30 protein-coding genes are annotated in these 23,601 nt (G+C 66.6%); 18 read left to right on the top strand and 12 right to left on the bottom strand.

Annotated features, from left to right (window positions below):
- Positions 1-41: 41 nt before the first annotated feature.
- The 4 genes from AB839_RS03425 to ptsP all read right to left on the bottom strand — a co-directional run bounded on the left by AB839_RS03425 (position 42) and on the right by ptsP (position 6,569).
- Positions 42-1,295, bottom strand: coding sequence for a carbohydrate porin (locus tag AB839_RS03425; protein WP_061478277.1), 1,254 nt, complete (start codon positions 1,293-1,295; stop codon positions 42-44).
- 14 nt (positions 1,296-1,309) lie between these two features.
- Positions 1,310-3,016: a fructose-specific PTS transporter subunit EIIC gene (locus tag AB839_RS03420; RefSeq protein WP_061478276.1), complete on the bottom strand. Its 1,707-nt coding sequence runs from the start codon at positions 3,014-3,016 to the stop codon at positions 1,310-1,312.
- Positions 3,017-3,102: 86 nt separating this feature from the next.
- Positions 3,103-4,059: a 1-phosphofructokinase family hexose kinase gene (locus tag AB839_RS03415; RefSeq protein WP_061478275.1), complete on the bottom strand. Its 957-nt coding sequence runs from the start codon at positions 4,057-4,059 to the stop codon at positions 3,103-3,105.
- Positions 4,056-6,569, bottom strand: a complete 2,514-nt coding sequence (gene ptsP / locus AB839_RS03410) for a phosphoenolpyruvate--protein phosphotransferase (RefSeq protein ID WP_061478274.1) — start codon at positions 6,567-6,569, stop codon at positions 4,056-4,058. The genes AB839_RS03415 and ptsP overlap by 4 nt, the downstream gene beginning before the upstream one ends.
- A gap of 157 nt (positions 6,570-6,726) precedes the next feature.
- Here ptsP and AB839_RS03405 point away from each other — a divergent pair, with 157 nt between their 5' ends.
- From AB839_RS03405 to AB839_RS03390, 4 genes are all read left to right on the top strand, one after another.
- Complete coding sequence (locus AB839_RS03405; protein WP_061478273.1) at positions 6,727-7,710, top strand: LacI family DNA-binding transcriptional regulator; 984 nt, start codon at positions 6,727-6,729, stop codon at positions 7,708-7,710.
- Positions 7,711-7,806: 96 nt separating this feature from the next.
- On the top strand, positions 7,807-8,427 hold the full coding sequence (locus AB839_RS03400) for a hypothetical protein (RefSeq protein ID WP_229298446.1): 621 nt from the start codon (positions 7,807-7,809) through the stop codon (positions 8,425-8,427).
- A gap of 45 nt (positions 8,428-8,472) precedes the next feature.
- Positions 8,473-8,919, top strand: coding sequence for a Rap1a/Tai family immunity protein (locus AB839_RS03395; protein ID WP_241776740.1), 447 nt, complete (start codon positions 8,473-8,475; stop codon positions 8,917-8,919).
- Positions 8,920-9,066: 147 nt separating this feature from the next.
- The gene (locus tag AB839_RS03390; protein ID WP_061478271.1) at positions 9,067-9,300 is read left to right on the top strand and encodes a hypothetical protein; all 234 of its coding nucleotides are present in this window, start codon (positions 9,067-9,069) and stop codon (positions 9,298-9,300) included.
- Between the two features lie 15 nt (positions 9,301-9,315).
- Here AB839_RS03390 and AB839_RS03385 read toward each other — a convergent pair whose 3' ends face one another.
- From AB839_RS03385 to AB839_RS03375, 3 genes are all read right to left on the bottom strand, one after another.
- The gene (locus AB839_RS03385) at positions 9,316-9,867 is read right to left on the bottom strand and encodes a cysteine hydrolase (RefSeq protein ID WP_061478270.1); all 552 of its coding nucleotides are present in this window, start codon (positions 9,865-9,867) and stop codon (positions 9,316-9,318) included.
- A 3-nt stretch (positions 9,868-9,870) separates the two neighbouring features.
- Positions 9,871-10,509 carry a DUF6766 family protein gene (locus AB839_RS03380; RefSeq protein WP_061478269.1) on the bottom strand — a complete coding sequence of 213 codons (639 nt, stop codon included), beginning with the start codon at positions 10,507-10,509 and terminating at the stop codon, positions 9,871-9,873.
- Positions 10,510-10,608: 99 nt separating this feature from the next.
- On the bottom strand, positions 10,609-10,797 hold the full coding sequence (locus AB839_RS03375; RefSeq protein ID WP_005409707.1) for a hypothetical protein: 189 nt from the start codon (positions 10,795-10,797) through the stop codon (positions 10,609-10,611).
- Between the two features lie 148 nt (positions 10,798-10,945).
- On the opposite strand from AB839_RS03375, the gene AB839_RS03370 reads away from it, so the two are divergent.
- The 8 genes from AB839_RS03370 to AB839_RS03335 all read left to right on the top strand — a co-directional run bounded on the left by AB839_RS03370 (position 10,946) and on the right by AB839_RS03335 (position 16,826).
- Complete coding sequence (locus AB839_RS03370; protein ID WP_061478268.1) at positions 10,946-12,109, top strand: zinc-dependent alcohol dehydrogenase; 1,164 nt, start codon at positions 10,946-10,948, stop codon at positions 12,107-12,109.
- A 10-nt stretch (positions 12,110-12,119) separates the two neighbouring features.
- Complete coding sequence (locus AB839_RS03365) at positions 12,120-12,617, top strand: hypothetical protein (RefSeq protein WP_061478267.1); 498 nt, start codon at positions 12,120-12,122, stop codon at positions 12,615-12,617.
- A gap of 109 nt (positions 12,618-12,726) precedes the next feature.
- Entirely contained in the window at positions 12,727-13,668 is a 942-nt protein-coding gene (locus AB839_RS03360; RefSeq protein ID WP_061478266.1) for a hypothetical protein, read from the top strand.
- Positions 13,656-14,414, top strand: a complete 759-nt coding sequence (locus AB839_RS03355; RefSeq protein ID WP_061478265.1) for a PIG-L family deacetylase — start codon at positions 13,656-13,658, stop codon at positions 14,412-14,414. Before AB839_RS03360 ends, AB839_RS03355 begins: the two co-directional genes overlap by 13 nt.
- On the top strand, positions 14,411-14,998 hold the full coding sequence (locus AB839_RS03350; RefSeq protein ID WP_061478264.1) for an SAM-dependent methyltransferase: 588 nt from the start codon (positions 14,411-14,413) through the stop codon (positions 14,996-14,998). The genes AB839_RS03355 and AB839_RS03350 overlap by 4 nt, the downstream gene beginning before the upstream one ends.
- Positions 14,995-15,684: a glycosyltransferase gene (locus AB839_RS03345; protein WP_061478263.1), complete on the top strand. Its 690-nt coding sequence runs from the start codon at positions 14,995-14,997 to the stop codon at positions 15,682-15,684. The genes AB839_RS03350 and AB839_RS03345 overlap by 4 nt, the downstream gene beginning before the upstream one ends.
- A gap of 177 nt (positions 15,685-15,861) precedes the next feature.
- Positions 15,862-16,290, top strand: a complete 429-nt coding sequence (locus AB839_RS03340) for a BLUF domain-containing protein (protein ID WP_061478262.1) — start codon at positions 15,862-15,864, stop codon at positions 16,288-16,290.
- 188 nt (positions 16,291-16,478) lie between these two features.
- Entirely contained in the window at positions 16,479-16,826 is a 348-nt protein-coding gene (locus AB839_RS03335; RefSeq protein WP_061478261.1) for a BLUF domain-containing protein, read from the top strand.
- A 15-nt stretch (positions 16,827-16,841) separates the two neighbouring features.
- On the opposite strand, the gene AB839_RS03330 is transcribed toward AB839_RS03335, so the two are convergent.
- Positions 16,842-17,234, bottom strand: coding sequence for a response regulator (locus tag AB839_RS03330; RefSeq protein WP_061478260.1), 393 nt, complete (start codon positions 17,232-17,234; stop codon positions 16,842-16,844).
- Between the two features lie 166 nt (positions 17,235-17,400).
- Between AB839_RS03330 and AB839_RS20970 the strand changes: the two genes are divergently transcribed.
- The 3 genes from AB839_RS20970 to AB839_RS03315 all read left to right on the top strand — a co-directional run bounded on the left by AB839_RS20970 (position 17,401) and on the right by AB839_RS03315 (position 19,409).
- Complete coding sequence (locus tag AB839_RS20970; RefSeq protein WP_241776739.1) at positions 17,401-17,781, top strand: hypothetical protein; 381 nt, start codon at positions 17,401-17,403, stop codon at positions 17,779-17,781.
- A gap of 158 nt (positions 17,782-17,939) precedes the next feature.
- A complete protein-coding gene (locus AB839_RS03320; RefSeq protein WP_049416479.1) occupies positions 17,940-18,461 on the top strand; it encodes a ferritin-like domain-containing protein in 522 nt (173 codons plus the stop codon).
- A 39-nt stretch (positions 18,462-18,500) separates the two neighbouring features.
- Positions 18,501-19,409, top strand: coding sequence for a manganese catalase family protein (locus AB839_RS03315; RefSeq protein WP_061478259.1), 909 nt, complete (start codon positions 18,501-18,503; stop codon positions 19,407-19,409).
- Between the two features lie 121 nt (positions 19,410-19,530).
- Here AB839_RS03315 and AB839_RS03310 read toward each other — a convergent pair whose 3' ends face one another.
- Positions 19,531-19,854: a KGG domain-containing protein gene (locus AB839_RS03310; RefSeq protein WP_061478258.1), complete on the bottom strand. Its 324-nt coding sequence runs from the start codon at positions 19,852-19,854 to the stop codon at positions 19,531-19,533.
- Between the two features lie 303 nt (positions 19,855-20,157).
- Here AB839_RS03310 and AB839_RS03305 point away from each other — a divergent pair, with 303 nt between their 5' ends.
- The 3 genes from AB839_RS03305 to AB839_RS03295 are packed head-to-tail and all read left to right on the top strand — an operon-like array spanning position 20,158 to position 22,116.
- Positions 20,158-20,625: a BLUF domain-containing protein gene (locus AB839_RS03305; RefSeq protein ID WP_061478257.1), complete on the top strand. Its 468-nt coding sequence runs from the start codon at positions 20,158-20,160 to the stop codon at positions 20,623-20,625.
- Positions 20,622-21,389, top strand: a complete 768-nt coding sequence (locus AB839_RS03300; protein ID WP_061478256.1) for a DUF72 domain-containing protein — start codon at positions 20,622-20,624, stop codon at positions 21,387-21,389. The genes AB839_RS03305 and AB839_RS03300 overlap by 4 nt, the downstream gene beginning before the upstream one ends.
- Complete coding sequence (locus AB839_RS03295) at positions 21,382-22,116, top strand: DNA-formamidopyrimidine glycosylase family protein (protein WP_061478255.1); 735 nt, start codon at positions 21,382-21,384, stop codon at positions 22,114-22,116. Before AB839_RS03300 ends, AB839_RS03295 begins: the two co-directional genes overlap by 8 nt.
- Before the next feature lie 39 nt (positions 22,117-22,155).
- Here the strand turns inward: AB839_RS03295 and AB839_RS03290 are convergent, their stop codons facing one another.
- The 3 genes from AB839_RS03290 to AB839_RS03280 all read right to left on the bottom strand — a co-directional run bounded on the left by AB839_RS03290 (position 22,156) and on the right by AB839_RS03280 (position 23,433).
- Positions 22,156-22,653: a DUF892 family protein gene (locus AB839_RS03290; protein WP_005416567.1), complete on the bottom strand. Its 498-nt coding sequence runs from the start codon at positions 22,651-22,653 to the stop codon at positions 22,156-22,158.
- A gap of 112 nt (positions 22,654-22,765) precedes the next feature.
- Complete coding sequence (locus tag AB839_RS03285; protein WP_082783279.1) at positions 22,766-23,182, bottom strand: low affinity iron permease family protein; 417 nt, start codon at positions 23,180-23,182, stop codon at positions 22,766-22,768.
- A complete protein-coding gene (locus tag AB839_RS03280; RefSeq protein WP_061478253.1) occupies positions 23,179-23,433 on the bottom strand; it encodes a hypothetical protein in 255 nt (84 codons plus the stop codon). The genes AB839_RS03285 and AB839_RS03280 overlap by 4 nt, the downstream gene beginning before the upstream one ends.
- Positions 23,434-23,601: the final 168 nt, after the last annotated feature.

Below are 23,601 nucleotides of genomic sequence, written 5' to 3'. Positions count from 1 at the left end.
GTGCCTGACACGGGCTGCGCCTCACCACCACGTGCCATCTGCTACAGGTTCCAGTCAACCCGCATGCCCGCGATCAGTGCATTCGGCAGGTCCCGCTGCCGCGCAGGTTCGTTGAACGGGTCCGGATGCACGATGTAGTGCAGGTTCGGTGCAATCCTGAGCTGCGGGGTGAGCTGGATGCCATAGCTCAGCTCCATCATCACCTGGCTTCCGTGCGGGGTGCCGCTGCCGCCGGCGGCAGCGCGGGCCAGGCGGAGGTTCTCCAGCGCGATGTCGCTGTACTTCTGCCGGGTGACGACGAAGCCGATGCTGTCCTGCGGCCGGCCGGCGAACGTGCCATTCTGCACAAGCCCGGCCTGCAGGAAGTGATCCTCGATCAGCTGCCCGGAGGTACCCTTGAGCGCCGCGCCGAAAAGAGTCAGGCCGCGGCCATTGCCATCGCCGGTAAGCTGCTGCTCGAAGCGCGCGAACGCACCGGAGCGACCATGGCGTGCCGTGTACTCCTGGCCACTGAGCAGCGCGGGAATGCCGTTGGCATCGCGCAGCGGATCGCGATAGGTCGAGTTGTCCTGCCAGCCACCGAGTTCGTAGCGGGCTTTCAGTCGTGCCGAAGCAGGGCTGCGCCAGCCGATCGTGTAGGGCACGATCCAGCCGGTGGCCTGGTTCGTATTCCACTTCAGGCCATGCTGGCCATCCTCGGCCTGGCTCGGGTCGACCTGGTAGGCACCGATGCGCACGTAGACATCGGGCGTCACCCAGGCCGTGGCGTCGGCCATCCAGCTTGATACGGGCCACCAGGTGAAGTTGCTGGTGCGGAAAACGTAGGTCGGGTTGCCGCACGCCGAGTTGCCCTGAAAGTACTGGCACAGCTCCGACCCGAGGTGGTGGATGTTGGCGACGCTGCGACCGGCCTCCAGCACCAGCCGGTCGTTGAACAGCTTCTGTTCCAGGGTCAGGTTGGCCAGGCGGGTCCCCTGGCCGCCGTAGATTTCCTGCACCGAGGTGCTGTTGCCGGTGCTGCTGTTGGCGAGGTTGGTGCCGTGGCGATTGATGCCATAGGCCTTGATCGTGGCCCCCCGCCAGCCGAACGCAGCGTCGAGGTCAACATCGGCGCCGAACATCAGCTGGCCGGCGTAGGCGGTGCCGCTGCGCTTGCCACCATCGAGCGTGGCGGCCGCCTCGCCGGTGTAAGCCAGTTTGGGAGTGAGGACATCACTCGCGTTGGCAGCTACGGCCAGTGAGGGCAGGGCCAGCAGGATCGCTACCGGCACCAGGCGGCAGGAAGGGCAGGTCATGGGCGGGGTTCCTTTTACAGGGTGGGGGCCGTGACCGGCTTCTTGAGGATGCGCAGTGCAATCGCGGTGACCGCCACGCCGGCCAACAGCGCCAGCAGGTAGACACCAAGATGGGTGACCGCGTTCGGGATCGGCAGCACGAACACACCGCCGTGCGGCACCTTCAACTCGACGCCTGCGGCCATCGAGATCGCACCGGCCACCGCCGAGCCGAGGATCAGCGCAGGAATGGTGCGCAGCGGATCGCGTGCCGCGTAGGGAATAGCCCCCTCGGTCACGAAGCTCAGGCCGAGCACGCCGGCGGCACCGGCGGTGCCGCGCTCCTCGGCAGTGAAGCGGTTGCTGAACAACCACGTCGCCAGCGCGATGCCCAGCGGTGGCGTCATGCCGCCGATCATGGTCGCCGCCATCGGCGTGTAGACCTGGCTGGAAATCAGGGCGGTGGAGAAGGCGTAGGACGCCTTGTTGACCGGTCCACCCATGTCAACGGCCATCATGCCGCCCAGCAGCAAACCGAGCAGGATCGCGCTGCTGCCCTCCATGCCGCGCAGCCAGTCGGTCAGCCAGGCCAGCAGTGCGGCCACCGGCGTGCCGATCACGTACATCATCAGCAGGCCGACCAGCAGCGTGCCCAGCACCGGCAGGATCAGCACCGGCTTGAGGCCTTCCAGGCTGCGCGGCAGGCGCAGCGCACGGTTGATCCAGTGCACGCCATAGCCGGCGATGAAGCCCGCGAGGATGCCGCCGATGAAACCTGCGTCCATGTTGACCGCAACCAGCCCGCCGATCATGCCGGGCGCGATGCCGGGGCGGTCGGCGATGGAGTAGGCGATGTAGCCGGCCAGCGCCGGCACCATCAGCATGAAACCGGACTTGGCGCCGATCTGGAACAGCGACCAGGCCAGCGTCCCCTTGTGTGCGTCGTCGAAGGCATAGATGCCGCCGAGTGCGAACGCCAGGGCGATCAACAGGCCGCCGGCTGTCACGAACGGCAGCATGAACGACACGCCGGTCATCAGGTGCTTGTAAGGGCCGGTGCTCCTGTTCTTTTCTGCGGCACGTCCCGAAGCCGCTGTCCCCGCGTGCACGCCGGCCTCGGCCAGCGCCTTGCGGATCAGGTTCTGGCCATCGTTGATCGCCGGTTTGGTACCACTCTTGAACAGGCGCTTGCCGGCGAAGCGTGACAGATCGACTTCGCGGTCGGCGGCGATCAGCACCAGGTCGGCGGCGGCGATTTCTTCATCGCTCAACGCGTCCTGCGCGCCGACCGAGCCCTGGGTTTCCACCCGGATCGCATGGCCCAGCACCTTGGCAGCCTGTTGCAGGCCTTCCGCCGCCATGAAGGTGTGAGCGATGCCGGTGGGGCAGGAGGTGACGGCAACGATGCGCTTGCCAGCCCCGGTGGCGGGGACACTGGCCGGCGCGGCTGCGAGCGGTGCAAGCGCGGCGACCGGATCGTCCAATACCTCGCCCAGGCTGGCATGCACGATCCGGGCATTGCCGAAGCGTGCGATGTCTGCCTCGCCATCGCCCACCAGCAGCAGTTGGGTCGCGGAGGCGGCGTCCGAGGCGGGCAGCGCGCCGGTCACGCCCTGGTCGCTGCGGATTTCGATCATCAACTCAAGCCCGCGCTGGCGGGCCGCGCGACGCAGGGCCTCGGCGGCAAGTACCGCCTCGATGCTGCGTTCGCCAGCGGCGATGACTACGGTGGAAGCGTGCATGGGAACTCCTGGAATGCTTCGGGTTCGTCCCTGCCGGAGGCATCGCGGGTGGCCCAAAGCCAACCGCTGCTCCTCCGGCAGATGTTTCAATCCAACCGCTCGATCAGTACATCGCCGGCCCCGGCGCGCACCTGCGCCGGATCGAGCCGCCGCGCGTCTCCGCTATCCAGCCGGCTCATCGAGAACGCCGTGGCCAGTCGTGCACAGGCGGCCAGGTCGAGGGAGCGCTCCAACAGCGCGGCGGCGATGCCGGCGACCATGGCATCACCGGCGCCCACCGTGCTGCCCTGGGCCAGACGCGGCGGTCGCGCGACCAGTGCGCCGGCGCGATCAATGAACAGCGCGCCGTCGGTCCCCATGGAGATGGCGACGAGTGCGACACCGCGTTCGACCAAGGCCTGGCCTGCAGCGCGCAGTGCGCTGCGATCCGGCAGCGACGTGCCGGTCCAGGCCTCCAGTTCGTGGCGGTTGGGCTTGATGGCGTAGGGCAGCGCGCCCTGCGCGCCGTCCAGCGCAGCTACGAGCGCATCGCCGCTGGTGTCCAGCAGCACGCGCGCACCGGCCGTTCCGGCCTGCGCCTGCAACCGCGCCCATGCATCGGCCGGTAGTCCGTGCGGCAGGCTGCCGGACAGCACGACCGGCAGGCCGGGCGCGAGCAGGGCGCCGAGCTGGCGCGACACCGCGTCCAGATCGGCAGCGTCCACGGCCAGGCCTGGCAGGTTGATGTCCGTCGTTTCGCCGTTGGCCTCTTCGACCAGCTTGATGTTGGTGCGGGTATGGCCCGGAACGCGCAGGCAGCCGTCAATGATGCCCCGCTCACGGAACAGCGTGCGGAACACGCCGTCGTTGCCGTCGCCCAGCACGCCCAGCGCGGTGATCGGCACGCCCCAGTCGGCCAGGCAGGCCGCCACGTTGATGCCCTTGCCGCCTGCGTCGTCGCGGGAGCTGCCGGCGCGATGCACGCGGCCTGGCTGCAGGCGGGCCAGGCGCACGGTCTGGTCGATGGCCGGGTTCAGGGTCACGGTGACGGCGCGGGCAGTCATGCGCGTGCTCCATCGAGGCCGCGCACCTGCTCGGCGGTTTCGCACCCCAGTGCGGTGCTGGCCAGCGCTTTCAGTTCGGTCATCGCGGTGCCACGCAGGCGCGCCTTCACCGCCGGGATGTCGTTCGGAGTCATCGACAGTTCGTCCACGCCCAGGCCAGCCAGCAACATGGCGCCGAAGGGATCGCCGGCCAGGCCGCCACAGACGCCGACCCAGCGCCCATGCAGCCGTGCGCCTTCAACCGTGGCACGGACCGCGCGCAGCACCGCCGGATGCAGGCTGTCGGCCTCGGCGGCGAGTTCCGGGTTCTGGCGGTCGATCGCCAGCACGTACTGGGTCAGATCATTGGTGCCGATCGAGAAGAAGTCGGCATGGCGCGCCAGTACGTCGCTCTGAGCGGCGGCAGCCGGCACTTCGATCATGATGCCGATCGGCACCACCGGCGCCTCCAGCTCGGCACGCAGGCGCTCACAGATGGCGCGCAGTGCGACCAGCTCGGTCACCGACGTGATCATCGGGAACATGATGGACAGGCGTGCACCGTCCTTGGCGGCGCGATACAGCGCACGCAGTTGCGGCTCCAGCAGGTCAGGGCGGCGCAGCAGCAGGCGCGCGCCGCGCACGCCGAGGAACGGGTTCTCCTCGCGTGGCAGTTCCAGGTGCGCCACCTGCTTGTCGCCGCCGATGTCGAGCGCGCGCACGATCAGCGGGCGGCCGTTGAGTGCCTTGGCCATCGCCAGATAGGTGGTGTACTGCTCCTCCTCGCTGGGCGTACTGCCACGTTCGAGGAACAGGAACTCGGTGCGCATCAGGCCGACGCCTTCCGCACCCTGTTCCAGTGCCAGTGGCACCTGGTCGGGCAGGTTGACGTTGGCGCCGATGTCGATGCGGTGGCCGTCGGGGGTCTGGGCGGGTTGCGCGCGTTGCGCGGCTTCGCGCTCGCGGATCTGCTGCTGTTCGGCGATCCATTCGCGCGCCGAGGCGAGATCGGCTTCGGACGGAGACAGGTAGAGCCGTCCGCTGCTGCCGTCCAGGATCGCTTCGCGGCCTGGCTGGATCGCCAACAGCCCGGCGCCGCCGGCCACCAGTGCCGGCAGGCCCAGCGTGCGCGAGAGGATGGCGGTGTGCGAGGTCGGCCCGCCCTGCGCGGTGGCCAGGCCGAGCACGCGACCGGTGTCGAGATTGGCGGTATCCGAAGGCGACAGATCTGTGGCGATCAGGATGCACGGTTGCGACGGCAGATCCGCCAGGCCACCACCTTCAGCAGAAGGGTCAAGCTGCGCCAGCACGCGTCGGCCGACATCACGCAGGTCCGCCGCGCGCCCGGCCAGCACCGGATTGCCCAGCGCCGCCAGCCCGGAGGCGATCTGCTCGATGGCCTGGTGCCATGACCACGCCACACCATGGCCTTCGACCATCAGCTGGCAGGTGCGGGTGATCAGGTCGGTGTCGTCGAGCAGCGCGGCCTGCGCCTTGAAGATCGCCGCATCCGAAGCGCCAAGGCGGCGCTGGGTGTCGTCCTGCAGGGCGGCCAGCTGCTGGCGGGTGCGGCCGAGTGCATCCTGCAGGCGTGCGCCGCCCTCGCCAAGCGGGGCGGGACGGTCAGTGACTTCCGCCTGCGTGCTGGCCAGCACATGCACCGGGCCGATCGCCAATCCGGGACTGGCGCCGATGCCAATGATCGTCGCCTGCGCTTCGGGCGGTTTCCACCCGGCGACAGGGGCTGCTGCCTTGCGCTGGGCTGCACGCTCGGCATCAGCCCTTTCCTGTGCGACCAATCCATCCATGACCTTGCGCAGCGCAGCCAACAGCGCGGGGGCATCGGCGCCCTCGGCAGAAACACGCACGGCATCGCCCTCACGCAGCCCGAGCTGAAGCAGCGCTACCAGACTCTTGGCATCGGCCGCCTGATCGCCTGCGCGGACCTGCGCGCGGGCTGCGAAGCCGCGCGCCGTCTCGGCCCAGCGCGTGGCCGGACGGGCGTGCAGTCCGTTGGGGTAGGCGATGGTCCATTCGAAGCGCTCGGCCAGATCCACCGCTGGCGCGTGGGTGGCGGCAATCGCAACATCGCCGGCCAGCGCGTTCACGATCTCGCCCGCCTCGGTGGTGGTGAACAGCCGCTGCAGCGTGGACTCGTCCTGGATCAGCCGGGTCAAGCGGCGCAGCACCGTGATGTGGGTATCCGACTGGGCAGCGATGCCGACCACCAGACGGGTGACCTGTCCCGGGTTCCATTCCACGCCTTGCGGCAACTGCAGCACGGCGATGCCATCGCGGAGCACCAGATGGCGGTCCTCGCCAAGCCCGTGCGGGATTGCTACGCCGTGTCCCAGGAAGGTGTTCGCTAGCGTTTCGCGCCGCCCCATGCTGGCTTCGTACCCCGGCGCCACGCAGCCGGCCGCGACCAGCATCTGCGCGACCTGGGCAATGGCATCGGTCTTGTCCTGCGCCCGCGCGTCCAGGCGGATCAGTTCCCGGCTGGCCGGGGAAGGGAAGGTCTGGGGCGACAAAGGGGGCTCCGCGGAAGGGATGGCTGGGACGTATTGGGAACGTTCCCACTCGCCATTTCAATGTGCAGTGCACAAAAATCCAATAGTCCTTTGGCGTTAACATGGTCCTGGACGGCCGTCCGGCCCAGAAAAGCGCTCGATTCCGGGAACGTTACCAGTGAGCATCAGCATCAATGACGTCGCACGCGTGGCGGGGGTATCCAAGTCCACGGTGTCGCGGGTGCTCGGCGGCGGCCCGGTCAGCGAGGCCGTGCGCGGCCGGGTGGAGGCGGCGATCCGCCAGACCGGATATCACCCCAACCTGCAGGCAAGACGCCTGCGCGCCCGGCATACCGGCATCATCGGCCTGATCGTGGCCGATATCCGCAACCCGTTCTTTACCGCGCTGATCCGCGCCGTGGAGGAAGTCGCGTACCGGGAAGGCCTTCGCGTCACCCTCTGCAACACCGATGAGGACCCCGAGCGCGAGGCGCTGTATCTGCAGTTGATGCATGAGGAACGCATCAGTGGGCTGATTTTTGCGCCCACCCGGACCACGGTGGGGCGGCTGGACCGGCTCACGCTGGATTACCCGACGGTACTGGTCGATCGTGCCGCACCCGGTGGCTCGATCGACAGCGTGGTCCTCGACAACGCAGCGGCGATGGCGGGCCTGGTCGAACACCTGGCCGAGCGCGGCTATTGCCGCATCGGTGGCCTGTTCGGCAGCACCAGTACCACGGCGGCCGAACGCCGCGACGGCTATATCGCTGCAATGCGCAGGCACGGGCTGGAACCGGACTACCGCGAGGTAGAGCCCACGGCCGAGGCCGCCATCGCGACGGTCGAGCAGTGGTTGACCAGTCCTTCGCGTCCCGATGCGCTGGTGACCAGCAACAGCCTGCTGATGATGGGGGCGCTGAAGGCCGCACGCAGCGCAGGTTTGGCGATTCCAGACGCGCTGGCGCTGGCAGGCTTCGACAACGAGCGATGGACCGAGCTGGTCGAACCGGGTATTACCGTGGTCGAGCAGCCGGTTGAAGAGATGGGGCGGGCCGCGATGTCGCTGCTGCTGGAGCGCCTGCGCATGCCGGAGCTGCCGGTACGCAGACTGGTGATGACGGGAAGGTGCGTGGTCAGAGGGTCAACGGCTGCGCGATAGTCTGGCGCAGTCCATGAGGCTGGCACTGGGGTGTTGGCGGGTCGCGCGTTGTCTGCTAAAAGCCATCTGGACACGCAGACCCGATGGATCATCGCCTTGTCAGAGCCTTATTCAGCGCTGTTGCGCCTGCAGTTGCGCCACGAAGATCTCTCCAGATGGCTGGCGGCGCCCCTGCCTTCGCCATCCCGATGGTCCGACTGGCGATGCATCGCCGGGTCGTGGCGCTTGCGCAACGGTGAATGCCTGGCGTCTTCAAGCGACGAGGCGTTGGATGAACTGCTCGTAGACTGCCAGGCCCTGCTGGCCCGCTACCCCGACAATCGCGCCGCATTGAAGGCCTTCCTTGCATCCGCGCAGGCCGAGAACATCCAGGTTGCCGCCTATGACCGCACTGGTACGCACTTTGTTGCGGGATCGCTGACGTATTCGGAAAGCCTCTACGATCTCATCGCGTTTCTGACTGTGGCACGGGGCGCGGCCGATTTCCTGAAGGCGGGCGACCACGGGGTGGCACTGGTCCACGACTATCTCTGGGCAGAGGAAGGTGAGCGCGAGACCGTTGCCGCGATTGCCCTGGCCGGCCAGGGGCAATCCGGATTCCTTTCTTCCACGGACCTGGATACCGCTGCCGCGCCCTTCGACGCCTTGGTGGATGCCATGCTGGACGCTGAGGACGACCCGGCGTTTCAACCACGCAACCAGCTTGATCAACTCTGACCGGCGCCGCGTGGAATCCGGAAAAACGACAGCCAGGACCCTGATATGAAAGGACATCACGCCCGCCGCGCGCACCGCCGCATGCGTTGGCTCCTGACACTGGGCCTCGGCGCCCTGGTGGGACCCGCCGTGGCAGGCACAACGCAACCGGAACGCACCTGGCTTGTCAGTGGGGCGGAGCTCATCACGCTGCTGCAGGGCAAAGGCGCTGACGGGTTCTGCGATGGCGAACACTGCCGGGGGCTGTCCAGCGCCCGGGCCAGCAGCTATATCCTGGGTGTCGCCGATGCCAGCCGCGGTCAGTGGTGTGGGCAGGGCCGGATCCTTCCGCATGAACTGGTCGATCAGGTGTCTTCCCATCTCCGGCAGCTGCCCCGCGAGCGATTGCAACAGGATGCGTCTCCCCTGGTTGTCGAAGGGCTGCGCGCGGCGTTTCCCTGTGGTCGCGGCACATCGCCTGATGGCAGTGCCGCGCCCGGCAAGGCACGCTGAGACGCGTGGACTGGGCGTTGGCAACGCGGGTTGCAGCCTGCGTAATGAACACATCGGTGTTCTGCACGCTGGCGACACGATGCATTCACGACCGCCGACACCCGCGCCCGCGACACTGCATGCTCCTTCCTCCGCATGAGGTGCCCCATGGCCACCTGTGATGTCTGCGGCAATGACTACGACAAGAGCTTCACCCTCCAGCAGGGCGGACGCAGCGGCACCTTCGATTCGTTCGAGTGCGCCATCCATGCGTTCGCACCGCGCTGCGCACATTGCGACTGCGCGATCATCGGGCATGGCGTGGAAGGAAACGGTCATATCTTCTGCTGCGCACATTGCGCCGGTCACGCCGGTGTAAAGGGAATCGCAGACCGGGCCTGAGCCCGTTCCGGCCTGTCATGCCGGGACCAGCGAGGCGAGCCGTGCGACCCGGGCTGCACCCGAATCGGCGAGCAGCGCCATCGCACGCTGTTTCCGAGCCGGCGTCCCCGCCACGGCCTCCCGTGCCACCACTACGTCGAATTCCCTGGCGTTGGCGTCCAGCGCGGTAGCCAGGACACATGAATCGGCCGTCATCCCGCTGAGCCAAAGGCTGCGCACGCCAAGCTTGGCAAGCAGAATCGGCAACGGGCTGGCCAGGAACGCCGAATGCTTGGGCTTGAGCACGAAGTAGTGGCCGGGCAGGGGAGAGAGGAGGTCGGCAATCCGCCCGGCCGGTCCTCCGTCCCGCTGGCACTGTGCTACCTGTTGGCGGAAGTCACGCTTCCAGTCCGAGAAGTTGTCATTGGCGTAGATGACCGGCCATCCGTGGCCATCAAAGTGGTCTCTCAAGCGTCGGATCTGTGCGGCCGCCCGCTCCGCTGCTGGCGCCAGCGCCTGCGCGCCTGGGAAGTCGAAGTGACTGAACATATCGATGATCAGCAAGGCGGTCGACGGAGCATTTCCCATGGCTCAATCCCCTGTCTGCGCGTGCGGAGCTTCGACCGGCTTGGATTGCGGTGAGTCCTTCTGCCGCAGGAAGATCGTAAGTAAAACCAGGGACAGCACTGCAAGAAACTCACTCTGCCAGTTCTGCATCGATTCGAACCAGAACGTGCTGCTGGCCAGATGCTCCAGGAAACCCGGCACCGGCAACCCCTGCAGCTGCTGCTCGACCTGCTCGGCGCGCCAGCTACCCAATGCATGCAATGCAAAACTGAGCAGGAACAACAGCCCGAAGGCAATCGCAAGCGAGTGACCGTAAAGCACCTTCCATGCGCCGCCGCGACGAACCGGCCACGGCGCAGGTCCCGGCTCGATGCGGTTCTGCTCCTGCGCCGGGTCCAGGGGCCGGGATTCGGCTGAGCCACGCTGGCGCAGGCTGACGGTCAGAAGAACGTACATCCCCATCTGCAGGAACTCGCTCTCCCAGTTCTCGAATGTAGCGCTCACGAAATGCCCGGTCGCCAGGTAGTGCCAGAGGCCGATCGGCGCGCGCCCGTGCTGCGTCAACGCCTGATTGTGCACGTGATGTCCCGCAACTGCCTGCCCGACAATGAAGACGACAGTGAGTGCAAGCAGTACCAGCGAGAGACCGTTGCGTTTCCACATGCAACACCTCTTTCAGCCTGACCAGAAGCCGTGCATGCAGCTTGCGCCGGCAGCACACCATGACGCGTGAACCCGGCGCATCCAGGATGTGAGGCGGCCTCAACGCTTGCCCGTCGGATCGGGATCGGGACGCTCGTAGTCCTCGGGTACGGCCTTGGGGCCATCACCGTCGTCCGGCATGTCGTGCTCCTTCCACTTCGCTCGATCATTGCGCCGCTTGTCCGGCGTGTGCGCTTTCGATTGATCGTCCACGTCTGTTGTTGGATTGAAAGGCAGCTTGTCGTTCATGGTGAGCTCCTGTGGCGGGTGTTCGCAGCGTGCCCCGGGCCGGGTTAACGCCACGACGCCGCGGAATGAACGCTGCGCACACCTGGATGTCACCGGGGCAGGAGGACGTCCCTGCAATGCTGTCGTTCCGATCTTCTGGAGAAGCACGATGCAGGCATTGACCTATCACGGCCGCAAGGATGTGCGCGTCGAGACCGTGCCGGACCCGGTGCTGGCAGCCGAGGACGACCTGATCCTGAGGGTTACCGCCACCGCCATCTGTGGCTCGGACCTGCATCTGTACAGGGGCAAGATTCCCGATCTGCACGACGGCGATGTGCTGGGGCACGAATTCATGGGCGTGGTGGAAGAGGTCGGCAGCGGCGTAACCCATGTGAGGCCGGGCGATCGCGTGGTGATCCCTTTCGTGATCGCCTGTGGCGAGTGCTTCCACTGCCGGCTGGCCGAGTATGCCGCCTGCGAGACTACCAACCCGGGCAAGGGCGCTGCGCTGAACCAGAAGGGCCTTCTGCCTCCGGCGGCGTTGTTCGGGTACAGCCATCTGTATGGCGGCGTGGCAGGCGGACAGGCCGAATTCGTGCGCGTGCCCAAGGCGAATGTGGGCCCACTGCGCATTCCGGAAGGCGTGGCCGACGAACAGGTTCTGTTCCTGTCAGACATTCTGCCCACCGGCTATCAGGCCGCGCTGAACGCAGGGGTCAAGCCGGGCTCGACAGTGGCGATCTTCGGTGCCGGTCCGGTGGGACTGATGAGCGCGGCCTGCTGCCGGCTGCTGGGAGCGGAGACCATCTTCATGGTCGACCATCTTCGCTACCGCCTGGACTACGCGCGCCGCGCCTATGGTGTGACGCCGATCGACTTCAAGGAGATCGAGGACCCGGCCGACTACATCCTGACCCAGACCAGTGGGCGCGGCGTGGATGCCTGCATCGAGGCCGTCGGTTTCGAGGCCGAGGGCAGTGCGCTGGAGTCAGCGCTGACCGCCGTGAAACTGGAAGGCAGCAGCGGCGTGGCCATCCGTCAGTGCATCGCAGCCGCCCGCCGCGGCGGCGTGGTCAGCATTCCCGGTGTCTATGCCGGTTTCATCCACGGGTTCCTGCTGGGCGATGCGTTCGACAAGGGCCTGACATTCAAGATGGGGCAGACTCACGTGCAGGGACTGATGCCGGAACTGCTGGACGCAATCCTGGAAGGAAAGCTGGATCCGGGAGACATCATCTCGCACCGGATGCGCCTGGCCGACGCAGCGCAAGGTTATGCAATGTTCGATGCCAAGGACGACGACTGCCGCAAGATCGTATTGACTCCCTGAGCAGGCCGTCATGAGTTGGATTGTCATGGCATGTGTCTACGCAGTCTGGCTGGCCGCCGGTGCGCTGGACTTCCACTTTCACCGGCGTACCGACCTGCCGCACACGTCCGCGATGCGCGAGAGCCTGCTGCATGGGCTGCAGCTGCTGCTCATCGGCAGCGGCGTACTGGCGTGGCTCGTGCTGGAAAGCACGTGGTCGCTCGTCACGCTGCTGGCAGTCCTGGTCATCGCGCACGCAATCGCCGGCTACTTCGACACTGTCAGCGCGGACGGGCGGCGACGCATCAGCCCGGCCGAGCAGCACGTGCACAGTGTGCTCGACGCCGCTCCTTGGGTCCTGCTGGGCGGGGTGGCGTGGCAGGCCGAACCTCGATGGGCAGTCAATGTGGCACCGGCAGCACCGGCGCGGTGGTGGTTCGTATTGCTGCCGGCACTTGGCCTGGTGGTGTTGCCATGGCTATGGGAGCTGCGCCTGTGCGTGCGTGCCAGCGAACATCGCCAGCGGTGAGCGCGTGAGGAACACTGCGCCGGGTATTCATGTGGCCGCCACACCGCCAAGACAGTGATGTGACCGCAGGGCGCCTACGTTCATGACCTATCTTCATTGCAGATCGGCCATGCAGGATGTGATGTCGCCTTCTTCGCTGTTCAACCGTGCACGCCAGGTTCTCGCCCAGCAGCCCGCACTGCCTTTGCCCGGAAGTGGCCACACGCTGCAGCGCTGGCGGGCGCTGGCGGCGTGGGGCGCAGAGGATCTCTGCCTGGCCAAGGTACTGGAAGCGCATTACGACGCCCAGGCGATCATTGCCGAGCTGAACGCGCCTGTGGTTGCTGAAGGGCAGCTGCTGGCGGTATGGGCCGCAGAAGGCCCAGCCAACACCCTGCGCATCGACGCCGGCGATGGGCTGTATGGCGACAAGCCCTGGTGTTCAGGCAGCACTTGGGTGGATGCGGCACTGGTAACCGTGCGGAGCACACAGGGCGTGTGGCTGTGCCACGTGGCGGCGGAGCATTGGTGCACGCTTTCGGGTGAGCCCTGGCCGGCCGCTGGCATGGCTGGCATTCCGTCCACGACGGTGCGCTTCGACGGCGCACCGATGACGATTCTGGGAGCGCGCGACGCCTACCTGCAACGCCCGGGCTTCTGGCACGGCGGGGCGGGCATCGCGGCGGTCTGGTTTGGCGCAGCGGTGGCACTGGCTGAACGCATGCGACCAGCCTGCAGCGACGGCAACCGCGCACGGCTGCTGGGTGCAGTGGACCTTGCCCTGGGGCCGGCTGCGGCGCTGCTTCGCGAAGTGGCCGCGCGCATCGACGACGCGCCCCAGTCGGCGCATCGGGAAGACGTAGTGCGGCTGCGCTGCGTGGTCGAGCGGGCGGCGACGCGCGTCCTGGACCTTGCAGGTCGGGCGCTCGGGCCGGCGCCGATGTGCCTGGAAGACGGTCACGCCCGCCGCTGGGCGGACCTGACGGTGTTCCTCAGGCAGTGCCACGCCGATCGGGATTGGCAGTGGCTGGGTGAGCAGCGGGCAGCAGAGGAGACCGCATGGGCGCTGTAGCCAGCACACCCCTGCAAGGACAGGGAACGCAAGAACAGGCCTGGCTGCGCTGCGATTGGCTCTGGCAGCAACCGTCCACGCCCGCCCGCTCGCTGTGCGCCGACCATGACCGCCTTGTGGTCGTTGCGCCGCATCCCGACGACGAGATCCTTGGCTGTGGCGGGCTGCTCCATCAAGCCGCGGCACAGGGCATGGAGATTGGTGTCATTGCCGTGACGGATGGTGAAGCGTGTTATCCGGGTGAACCTTGGTGGACACCGGACCGCCTGCGGTCGGCGCGTCGGGCAGAGCTTGCCGCGGCGCTGGCGGAGCTTGGGATTCCGGCTGACGCCACGTTTCATCTCGGCATCGGCGATGGCGCGGTCAGCAAGCACGAACAGGGCCTGCAGGATTGGCTGCAGCAGCACCTGCAGCCGGGTGATCTGGTACTGGCGCCCTGGCGCTTCGATGGGCACCCCGATCACGAAGCGGCAGGGCGTGCAGCCTGCCGCGCCGCGCGCGCAGTGGGTTGCTGTCGCCTGGAGTACCCGGTATGGGGCTGGCACTGGCTGGATCCGGCCTGCGCGCACATGGCGTGGGAGCTCCCGCGACTTGTCGATATTTCCGCAGTGGCGTCGGTGAAACGAAGCGCGATCGCCCGGTTCCGGACGCAGACCGGCAACGTGCCAGGCCTGAACAGCCCGCCGGTGCTGCCTTCCCATGTACTGGCCCGATTTTTCCGCGATTACGAGGTGTTCCTGGCATGAGCGCGCAACCGTACTTCGATGAACTGCATGAGCAGGAAGATCCTTTTGGCTACCGCAGCCGGTGGTATGAAGAACGCAAGCGTGCATTGCTGTTGGCCAGCCTGAGCCAGCGCCAGTTCAATCGTGGCTGGGAGCTGGGTTGCTCCAACGGCGTGCTGACCGAGGCCCTGGCGGCGCGCTGCGAGCGCCTGCTGGCCACCGACATCAGCCCGCGCGCAGCGTTCCGGGCCCGCCGCAACCTGGCCCACCTGCCGCACGTGCAGGTCCACTGCGCCAGCCACCCCGAGCAATGGCCGCCGGGCCGCTTCGACCTGATCGTCTGCGGTGAGATGGGCTACTACCTGGGGACGAGCGCCCTTCGCGAGCTACGGGCCGGAATCGATGAAGCACTTCGTGACGACGGATTGCTGGTCGCCTGCCATTGGTTGCCCCCGTTCCCTGGGCGGGCGAGCCGGACCGAAGTCGTGCATCGCTGCCTGGGCGACGGCCTGCACGAAGCCTTCCACTATCGCGATGCGGACTTCGTGCTGCAAGGCTGGACGCGCGGCACGCTGTCACTGGCCCGCAACGAGGGCCTGCGGTGATAGGCGTTCTGGTCCCCGCGCACAACGAGGCAGCCAGCATGGCGCGCTGCCTGCAATCGATCCGAAGAGCTACCCTGCACCCGGGCCTGGGCGGCGAAGCAGTGGACGTGGTGGTTGCACTGGACGCTTGCTCGGATGCGACGGCGTCCATCTGCCACCAGCAGCGCGTCGGCATTGTGCGGCTGGATGCACGCTGCGTAGGGGTTGCCCGCGGCGTGGCCGCCGCCGAGCTGCTGGGTCGTGGCGCCAGGTGGCTGGCCAGCACGGACGCCGATAGCGAGGTCCCTGGCGATTGGTTGGTTGGACAACTGGCGCAGCCGTGTGATGCCTTCTGCGGACTGGTGGACATTGCGGCGACCTGCCCGTCCGAACAGCGCCTGCGCAGGGTATTCCAGGGGCGGCAGCAGTGGGGCGAGGGCCACGGGCGCATCCATGGTGCCAACCTGGGTGTCTCTGCCCATTCCTATCGTGCGGTTGGCGGTTTTCCTGCCTTGCGCTGCGGGGAAGATGTTCAGATGGTGAGGGCGCTGCAGGCCCGCGGCGCGGATGTACGCTGGGCCGGAGCTCCCGTCGTCCTGACCAGCGCCCGTCTGGAAGGGCGCGCCGCAGGGGGATTTTCGGCTTATCTGGCGGAGATGGGTGCGGCGGGTGCCCCTGCCGTGCTGACCGGGCCGGCCATTGCGTAAACACCGGCCGTTTCGCCGCACCGCAGCATGCGGTCGCGCCGTCAGGCGTCTCCGATCCAGCCCAAATCCATGAAACCCGCGCACATGGGCCCATGCGTGACGCGCTCCCTGTACGCGTTTACGGCGTGTGAACGCTGTCGCCCTTAGATTGATCGGCTGGGAGAGTAGGAGCAGCCGATGCCGAACAGCGCGATTGTCTACGCCAGCCGGGCTGTCCCCGGGTTCACGCCGGAACGCCTGGCTGCACTGATGGAAGATGCGGCCCGCTTCAATCGATCAGCGGGCGTGACCGGGGTCCTGTTGTTTGACGGGCAGCGCTTCCTGCAATACATGGAAGGCCCCGCCGACGGGCTGGATGTTGCGTTCTCCCGCGTAAGCGGCGCCCGCAGCCACACCGAACTGACCGAACTCGGGCGTGGCCGTGTCGGGCAGCGGCGGTTGCCGTTCTGGCCAATGCGCTGCCTGTCGGTCAGCGCGGGCGAGCTGCAGAGGATTGCCCTTGCTGACTGGAGCCGTTTCATCCAGCGGGCGGTAACGAGCCAGGACGAAGGGGGAGCGATGGAAAAGCTGCTTGCAATCGTTGAGCCCTACGCGAACGCCGCCTGAAGTCCGGGTCGGGTGTTAGCGTAGTGTGCAGCCGAGGGGAGGGGGCGGTGCCCCAGCGCCTGAAGGCCCTCATCCGCGCCTACAACGGGGCAGCGATCATTGCCGTGCAGGAAACCTCCTGCGCCAGAAGGGACGAATGTGCCCCACCGCGCGATCGCCTACGCAAGTGAGGCGATACCGGGCTTTCCATGGACCATGTGGACGACCTCGCCAGGGCCGCCGCCGGCTTCAACTTCGAATCCGGCGTTACGGGTGTGCTTCTTTATGATGGGCTCCGCTTCCTCCAGTACATCGAGGGACCGGAAGACAGCATCAACGTGGTGTACAGCCGCATTCTCAGTGCCCGCAGCCATCGCGAACTGATCGAACTGGGCCGCGGCAGGGTTTCAGGCCGGTTCTTTCCTTATCGGTCGATGCGGTTGCTGTGGGTTGAGGCCTCCGAGATCCGCAGCGTGGCGCGTAGCAACTGGGACGGGCTCTCCCGTGGTGGTGCGCTGCGCCAGCTGAGCCTGGTGGTGGCCCCGCACCTCGGTTGACCGCTGCGGTTGGGGTCAGTGTGCGGAAGGGGGTGCGCAGGCGTCGCCCACCACGCGCCGCACCGTCTCCTGCAACTGATCGACGTGGAACGGCTTGGCCACGAAGGCGGCGCGGCGGTGGCGCTGTGGCACCAGCTGGTCATAGACCGCAGAGACGAACAGAAAAGGGATGCCAAGTTCCGCCAGGCGATCGGCGACTGGAAACACCACGCCGTCACGAAGCTCGACGTCCAGCACGGCGCCGTCGAACCGCTGGGTGTCCAGTAGCCCCAGCGCGTCGAACACGCTGTAGGCGTGTGTCACCTGGTCGCCTGCCTCCTCAAGTGCATGTTCCATCAGTACTGCCAGGTCGAGCTGGTCTTCCACCAGCAGCAGGTTGCATCTGCGCTGGCTCATTCCGGATTGCATGTGTGCAGTCTGTATTGCTTCGGGAGTGCCAGTCTGTGCTGTGCAGCATCAATACGGCGCGTGCGGGTTGTCAGCCCCGCGCGAAGCCCGTGCAGCGCGCTTCCAGCACCGTCGAGGCAGCGTGCAGGGCCGGATGGCGTTCGTTGACGGCGCCTTGGCGCGTGCCATGGATACTGCCGCCGTCCCCCGCATTGGAGCTTCTCTCATGCCGCTATCTGGAAACGATTCTGCTTCCCCACGCGTGCTGCGTGTCGAGTGCATGCCGCTCGACTGCGGTGGCACTGCGATCGTAGTGGAACTGGACCGCATGCCTGAACGCACGTGGATGAAGTCGCTCAAGCGGGCGCTGCAGGCCGACGATCTCCTGGAGGGCGCGCACGCCAAATTCGATGGGCGCTTCGTGTATGTCGTGGGCGTGGAAGGCGGCGCTCATCGTATGCAACATCGTGTGGTACAGGCGCTGGTGGCAACGGACGCTCCGCGCGCGTCGGGCGGCAGCCGGCAAGGTCAAGCCGGCGGCGCGGCACTGTCCAGCCCGATGCCCTGATCGCGGACCGGGGCCAGCCCGCAGTCCGTGCATGTTATCGCTGCATCAGGGCCGCGTGCAGCGGCCACCTCCAGCGGTTCACAGCGCCCGACAAGGCGGTGATTGCCAGCGCTCCACCATGTTCTCCGGAGGCATGTCGCCCCAGACCGGAGATCGAGATGGCAGACCACAACGACACCCGACGCGAACGCCTGCTGAAATGGCTGCAGGATGCCTACGCCATGGAACAGGAAGCGGAGACCATGATGAAGGCCATGGCTTCGCGGATCGAGAACTACCCCCAGCTCGCTGCCCGGATCGGCCAGCACGTCCAGGAGACACAGGGGCAGGCCGCTTCCCTGCGGCAGTGCATCGAGGCGCTGGGAGGAAGCGTGCCCACGGCGAAGGGATTGTTCGCCAGCATGACCGCCGCCATCCACGCCGCTGGCAACACCCTGATGGAAGATGAGGTAGTCAAGAGCGTTGGCCTTTCGTTCGGCTTCGAGAACACCGAGATCGCCACGTACCGGGCGCTGGTGATCGCTGCCGAGCGCGCCGGCGCGCCCGACATCGCGGCGGTGTGTGGCCAGATCCTGCAGGAAGAGGTTGCCATGGCGCGCTGGCTGGAGGACCACCAGGACGGCCTGGTCGGTGCGTTCCTCAACCGTGACGAAACACCTGGCGCCCAGGCCAAGCGTTGACCGCGAAGCCAGCCCACGCCAGCCACTGGAGAAATCCTCATGTTCTTTCATCACAAGAAACTGATGTATACCGTGCGCGTCCGCGAATCCAATCCGCAGCTCGCCAGCCTCATGCTTGAGCAGTTCGGCGGCTCGCAGGGCGAGTTGGCCGCCGCGATGCGCTACTTCACCCAGGGACTTGGCGAATGCGATCCCGGGCGCAAGGACCTGCTGATGGACATCGCCACCGAGGAGATCAGCCACCTGGAGATCATCGGCACCATCATCGCCATGCTCAACCGCGGGCCCAAGGCGATCCAGTCCGAAGGGCTTGCCGAGGCCGAGGACATGCGGCTGCTGGGCCAGAACAGCACCAGCCACACCGAACAGATCCTGTACGGCGGCGGCCCGGCGCTGGTCAATTCCAGCGGGGTTCCGTGGACAGCCGCCTACATCGACTCGATCGGCGACCCCAGCGCCGACCTGCGCTCGAACATTGCGGCCGAAGCGCGCGCCAAGCTGGTGTATGAGCGCCTGATCAACGTCACCGACGACCCGGGCATCAAGGATGCGCTGCGCTTCCTGATGACCCGCGAGATCGCCCACATGAAGTCGTTCGAGAAGGCGCTGCACAGCATCCAGCCCAACTTCCCACCGGGCAAGCTGCCGGGGGATCCCGCGTTCACCGATCTGTACATGGACATGTCGCAGGGCGACGGCGCCGACAACCTGCAGGGCAGTTGGAACAGCGGCGAGCTCTGGGAGCGGGTCAGCGACCGCGAGGCACAGGCCGCTGTGGACGGTGGCGACGGCAGCGGCACGGTAGACCTGGATCCGCGCGAACAAGCGGCGGTGCAGGCCATGACCCTGCGCACGCTCTCCGACCCGGAAGCGCGGCCGACCACCGGGGCCGAGCTGGGGGCCGGCCCGGGCGCGGGCGCACTGGACCTGCCGCCACGCGAGCCGTGAAAAACCTGGGGCGCGCGCCTGCGGCGCCCCAGTTGAAACGCCCGTGAGTGACGCGAGGGCGCACGAAAGTGGGCGGACATCACGTCCGCCCACGAAGGGGTACATCGGGTTTCAAAGCCGATCAGCGCTGCTGGCCACCGCGGTTGTTGCCGCCGCCACGTTCCTGCTGTTGCTGCCCGCCTCCCTGGTTGCCGCCCTGGTTGCCACCACCGCGACTGTTCTGGCCGCCTTCGCGGCCGATGTCGGCCATGTGCTGGCGGTCCTGGCTCACTGTTTCGCCGCCCTTGCGGCCGGCCTCGCGTGCTTCTTCCGAGCTGAATTCATGGGCGTTACGTGACTCGTGCGCGGCACGTCCACCCTTGGCGGCGATCTCGCGCTGCTTGTCCTCGTCCATCGAAGCGAAACCGCGGTTGCTGTTGCCCTGGTTCTGGTTCTGGTTGGCCATGGAAAGTCTCCTTGGGTTCAGCCGCCCGATTGGCGGCAGCGACCATCTTCCAGATCCGGCGCTAGACGGCGGTGGCATGGCTGCCAGCGTGGCCTCATCCGGAAGCCCGCGATTCCTCATCCTGCCTCCACGAACCATGGTGCACGCGTGTGCGCACCGGCAGGCACGTCTTCCGCAACCCAACCGCGCGTCAACGCGATGCGGAAGGGACACGCCACTGTTCGACGCAGCGTCCACACCGATCTCACCGCGCGTACGCTCCGCGTGGCTATGGTAGAGCGGTCTGCAACAAGCGGTGGTGCCATGCCTTTTCGAGCAATTGCCTACGTAAGTGAAGCCTCCCGCAACCTGACGGAACAGCGGCTGCAGCAGCTTGTGGCGGAGGCGGTGCAGTTCAACGAATCCGTCGATGTGACCGGCACACTGCTGTTCGATGGCTCGCGCTTCCTGCAGTACCTGGAAGGCCCGGAGACAGGAATCAAGGCCGCTTACATGCGCATTCTGGGAGCCAGCAGCCACAGTGGGATCGTCGAGCTGAACCGGGGCAGGGTGGGGCGTCGACAGTTTCCGCACTGGCGGATGCGTAGCGTGCGGGTGGATGAGCTGGCGCTGGGAAAGATCGCCATCTCCGACTGGACCGGCTTCGTGCGCAGCGCGTCGGCGCTCGACTCGGGGAAGAGTGCACTGGATCGTCTGCTGTCGGTTTCGCAGTCGCACACGGAGGCAGGTGCGGGCGGCATCACCGAACCGGACGGGCAGCTGGCACGATGAAGGCCGCAGCCGCCCCGGTTGCGCCCGCCCCACCACGCGTCGGTTGTGCGGGATGGTCGCTGCCGCGGGCGGATCAGGAAGCGTTCGGCGCGGGCGACAGCCTGCTGCAGCGTTATGCCACACGCCTGCCGATGGTGGAGATCAACTCGTCCTTCTATCGACCGCACCAGCCCAGGACTTACGCGCGATGGGCCGCGAGCGTGCCGGAGGGCTTCCGGTTCGCGGTGAAACTGCCGCGCGAGATCAGCCATGAGCGTCGGCTGCGCGATGCAATGCAACCGCTCGAACAGTTCCTTGAAGGCGTGCTGACGCTGGGTGGAAAGCTGGGGCCGCTACTGCTGCAGTTGCCGCCAAGCCTGGTGTACGACGCGGCCACGACCAGGGAGTTCCTGCGGGGCCTGAGTTCACGCACCCAGGCCGATGTGGCGTGCGAGCCGCGCCACCCGAGCTGGTTCACGCCGGAAGTGGATGCGCTTCTGAGCGCGCATGGCGTGGCACGGGTCGCCGCGGATCCGGCACGGGTGCCGGCGGCAGCGATCCCCGGCGGTGACCGCACGTGGAGCTACTGGCGCTGGCACGGCCAGCCGCAGATCTATCGCAGTGCGTACAGCGAGCAGACCCTGGCGAAGCTGGCGCAACGGCTGCAGCGCGAAGCCGATGCGCAACGGCCGGCCTGGTTCGTACTGGACAATACCGCACTCGGCCACGCCACCCGCAACGCCCTGCGCCTGCAGGCGCTGCTGCAGGAGAACGCCCATGCCTGAAGGTCCTTCCATCGTGCTGTTGCGGGAAGCGGCGAGCCATTTCAAGGGGCACGTGGTCCGCACCGTGTCCGGTAACAGCCGCATCGACCTGTCACCGCTGCAGGGCCGCCGGGTCAAGGCGGTCCGCAGTTGGGGCAAGCACTTCCTGCTGGAATTCAGCCGCCACGCGCTGCGCATCCACCTGATGATGTTCGGCAGCTGGCGCATCGACGAACGGAAGCCAACCCCGCCGCGTGTATCCCTGATGTTCGACAATGGCGAGCTGAACTTCTATGCGTGCTCCGTGCGGCTGATCGATGAGCCGTTGGACGATGTCTACGACTGGCGCGCGGACGTGATGAACGAGGCCTGGGATCCGAAGCTGGCCCGGCGCAAGCTGAAGGCCCTGCCGGACGTCATGGTCTGTGATGCGCTCCTGGACCAGACCGTCTTCGCCGGCGTGGGCAACATCATCAAGAACGAGGTGCTGTTCCGGATAGGCGTGCATCCCGCCTCCCGGCTGGGCGACCTGCCGCCACGAAGGCTTACCGCCTTGATCGAGCAGGCTCGCGCCTACAGCTTCGATTTCCTGGAGTGGAAGCGCCGCTTCGAGCTGAAGAAGCATTGGCAGGTGCACACGAAAAAGGTCTGTCCCCTGTGTGGTGGCCCGATCAGCAAGCTCTATCTGGGGACGACGCGGCGACGCACGTTCTTCTGTCCCAATGATCAGGTACTGTACGGGACCTGAGGCTGCCGTCCGTGGCAGCCGTATTCCGCGGCGCGCCGATCAGGCGGCCTGTGCAGCCTTGGCGTTGCCGCCGCCCTTGGCCAGCAGGGTCAGCTTCTCGTCGGTGGCCTTCTCTTCCTCCAGCGTCTCCAGCAGCAGCGGTAGGGCGTCCTTGTAGCCCAGCTGCTTGGCCAGCGCGGCGATGGTGCCGTAGGACGCAATCTCGTAGTGCTCGACCTTCTGCGCGCCGCCGATCAGGGCGGCATCGCGCACAGGGCCCTTGTCGATGCTGTCGATCACTTCCTTGCCTTCCTCCACCAAGCCCTCCATCGCCGCACACTTGATGCGCTTCAGGCGAATGCCGAGCACCTCCACCACCTGATCGATGCGTTCGATCTGGCCCTGAGTTTCTTCCAGGTGTGTTTCGAACGCTGCGGCCAAGTCCGGGTTCTCGGCCGCACGGGCCAGGCGCGGGAGGGCCTTGGTCAGCTGCTTCTCGGCACTGTAGATATCCGAGAGTTCATGGATGAACAGGTCTTCCGCCGTCTTGATAGCCATACTGGGCTCCGCAGTGAGTGGAGTGCTCAGCGTAGGTCCTGCCCGGTTGCGATCGGGCAGGGGCCAGGTGAAGGCGGCATGTGAGCGCCCGCAGGATTACTGCGCACGGTCTTTACGAGAGTGCGCCCGAACCACACGGCATGCAGCGCTCCTTCCTGGACTTGATGTCTGCAGCGGTCTTCGCCAGTGCCTCGTAGCGCTGGCGAATCTCCTCAAGATGCGCCGGCTCCATCGACTCCAGGTTCAACAGCTCCTGGTTGGCGTCCTTGCTGACACGGATCAGTTCATCCAGCTTGGTGTGCAACGCGGCCGTATCGGCGTTCTGCGTGTGCTGGATCAGGAACACCATCAGGAAGATCACGATGGTTGTTCCCGTATTCACCACCAGCTGCCACGTGTCATTGAAGTGGAGGGCCGGCCCGCTCGCGGCCCAGGTGATGATCACACCCAGCGCCGCGACGAATGCCCCCAGGCTGCCGGACAATCGCGCCGTCGCGGCCGCGACACGGGCGAAGCGGTGCCGCATCACGCGTCACCTCCCGCGGCCTCCTCATCCGTGCGACGGTCTGGCAGCCTGACCCGCTCCCCAAGGCGCTTGGCCTGCTCGTCCGGCGTTGGTGCAGCGACGAAGGGAGAGATCGGGTCGCTGGCCGGGAAGGTTTCCTGCAGCGCTTCGTCATGATTGCGGTGGTTGTGCAGCTTTGCCTGCAGCGGACTGACAGGCTCGGGGCGCTGCGCCTCCGTGTCCGGATGGGGAAGGTCTTTCTGGTCGCGTTGCATGGTGCATCTCCAGGTTGATCACCACCTCGCAGGTGGCGGGCCCAGCATAGGAATGCACTGTGAGCGGCCTCATCAAGGGCGGGGCAACGTGGCGTCAATCCTTAAGGCAACGCGCGTTAACAATCAGCGTGGCGGCGCGGTCTGCGTCGGCCATGGCGTTCTGATGCG

This window comes from Stenotrophomonas sp. DDT-1 (assembly GCF_001580555.1).
Classification (GTDB): domain Bacteria; phylum Pseudomonadota; class Gammaproteobacteria; order Xanthomonadales; family Xanthomonadaceae; genus Stenotrophomonas; species Stenotrophomonas sepilia.
The sequence above is the reverse complement of the archived record's forward strand: the minus strand, read 5'-3'. Positions and strand labels throughout refer to the sequence as shown.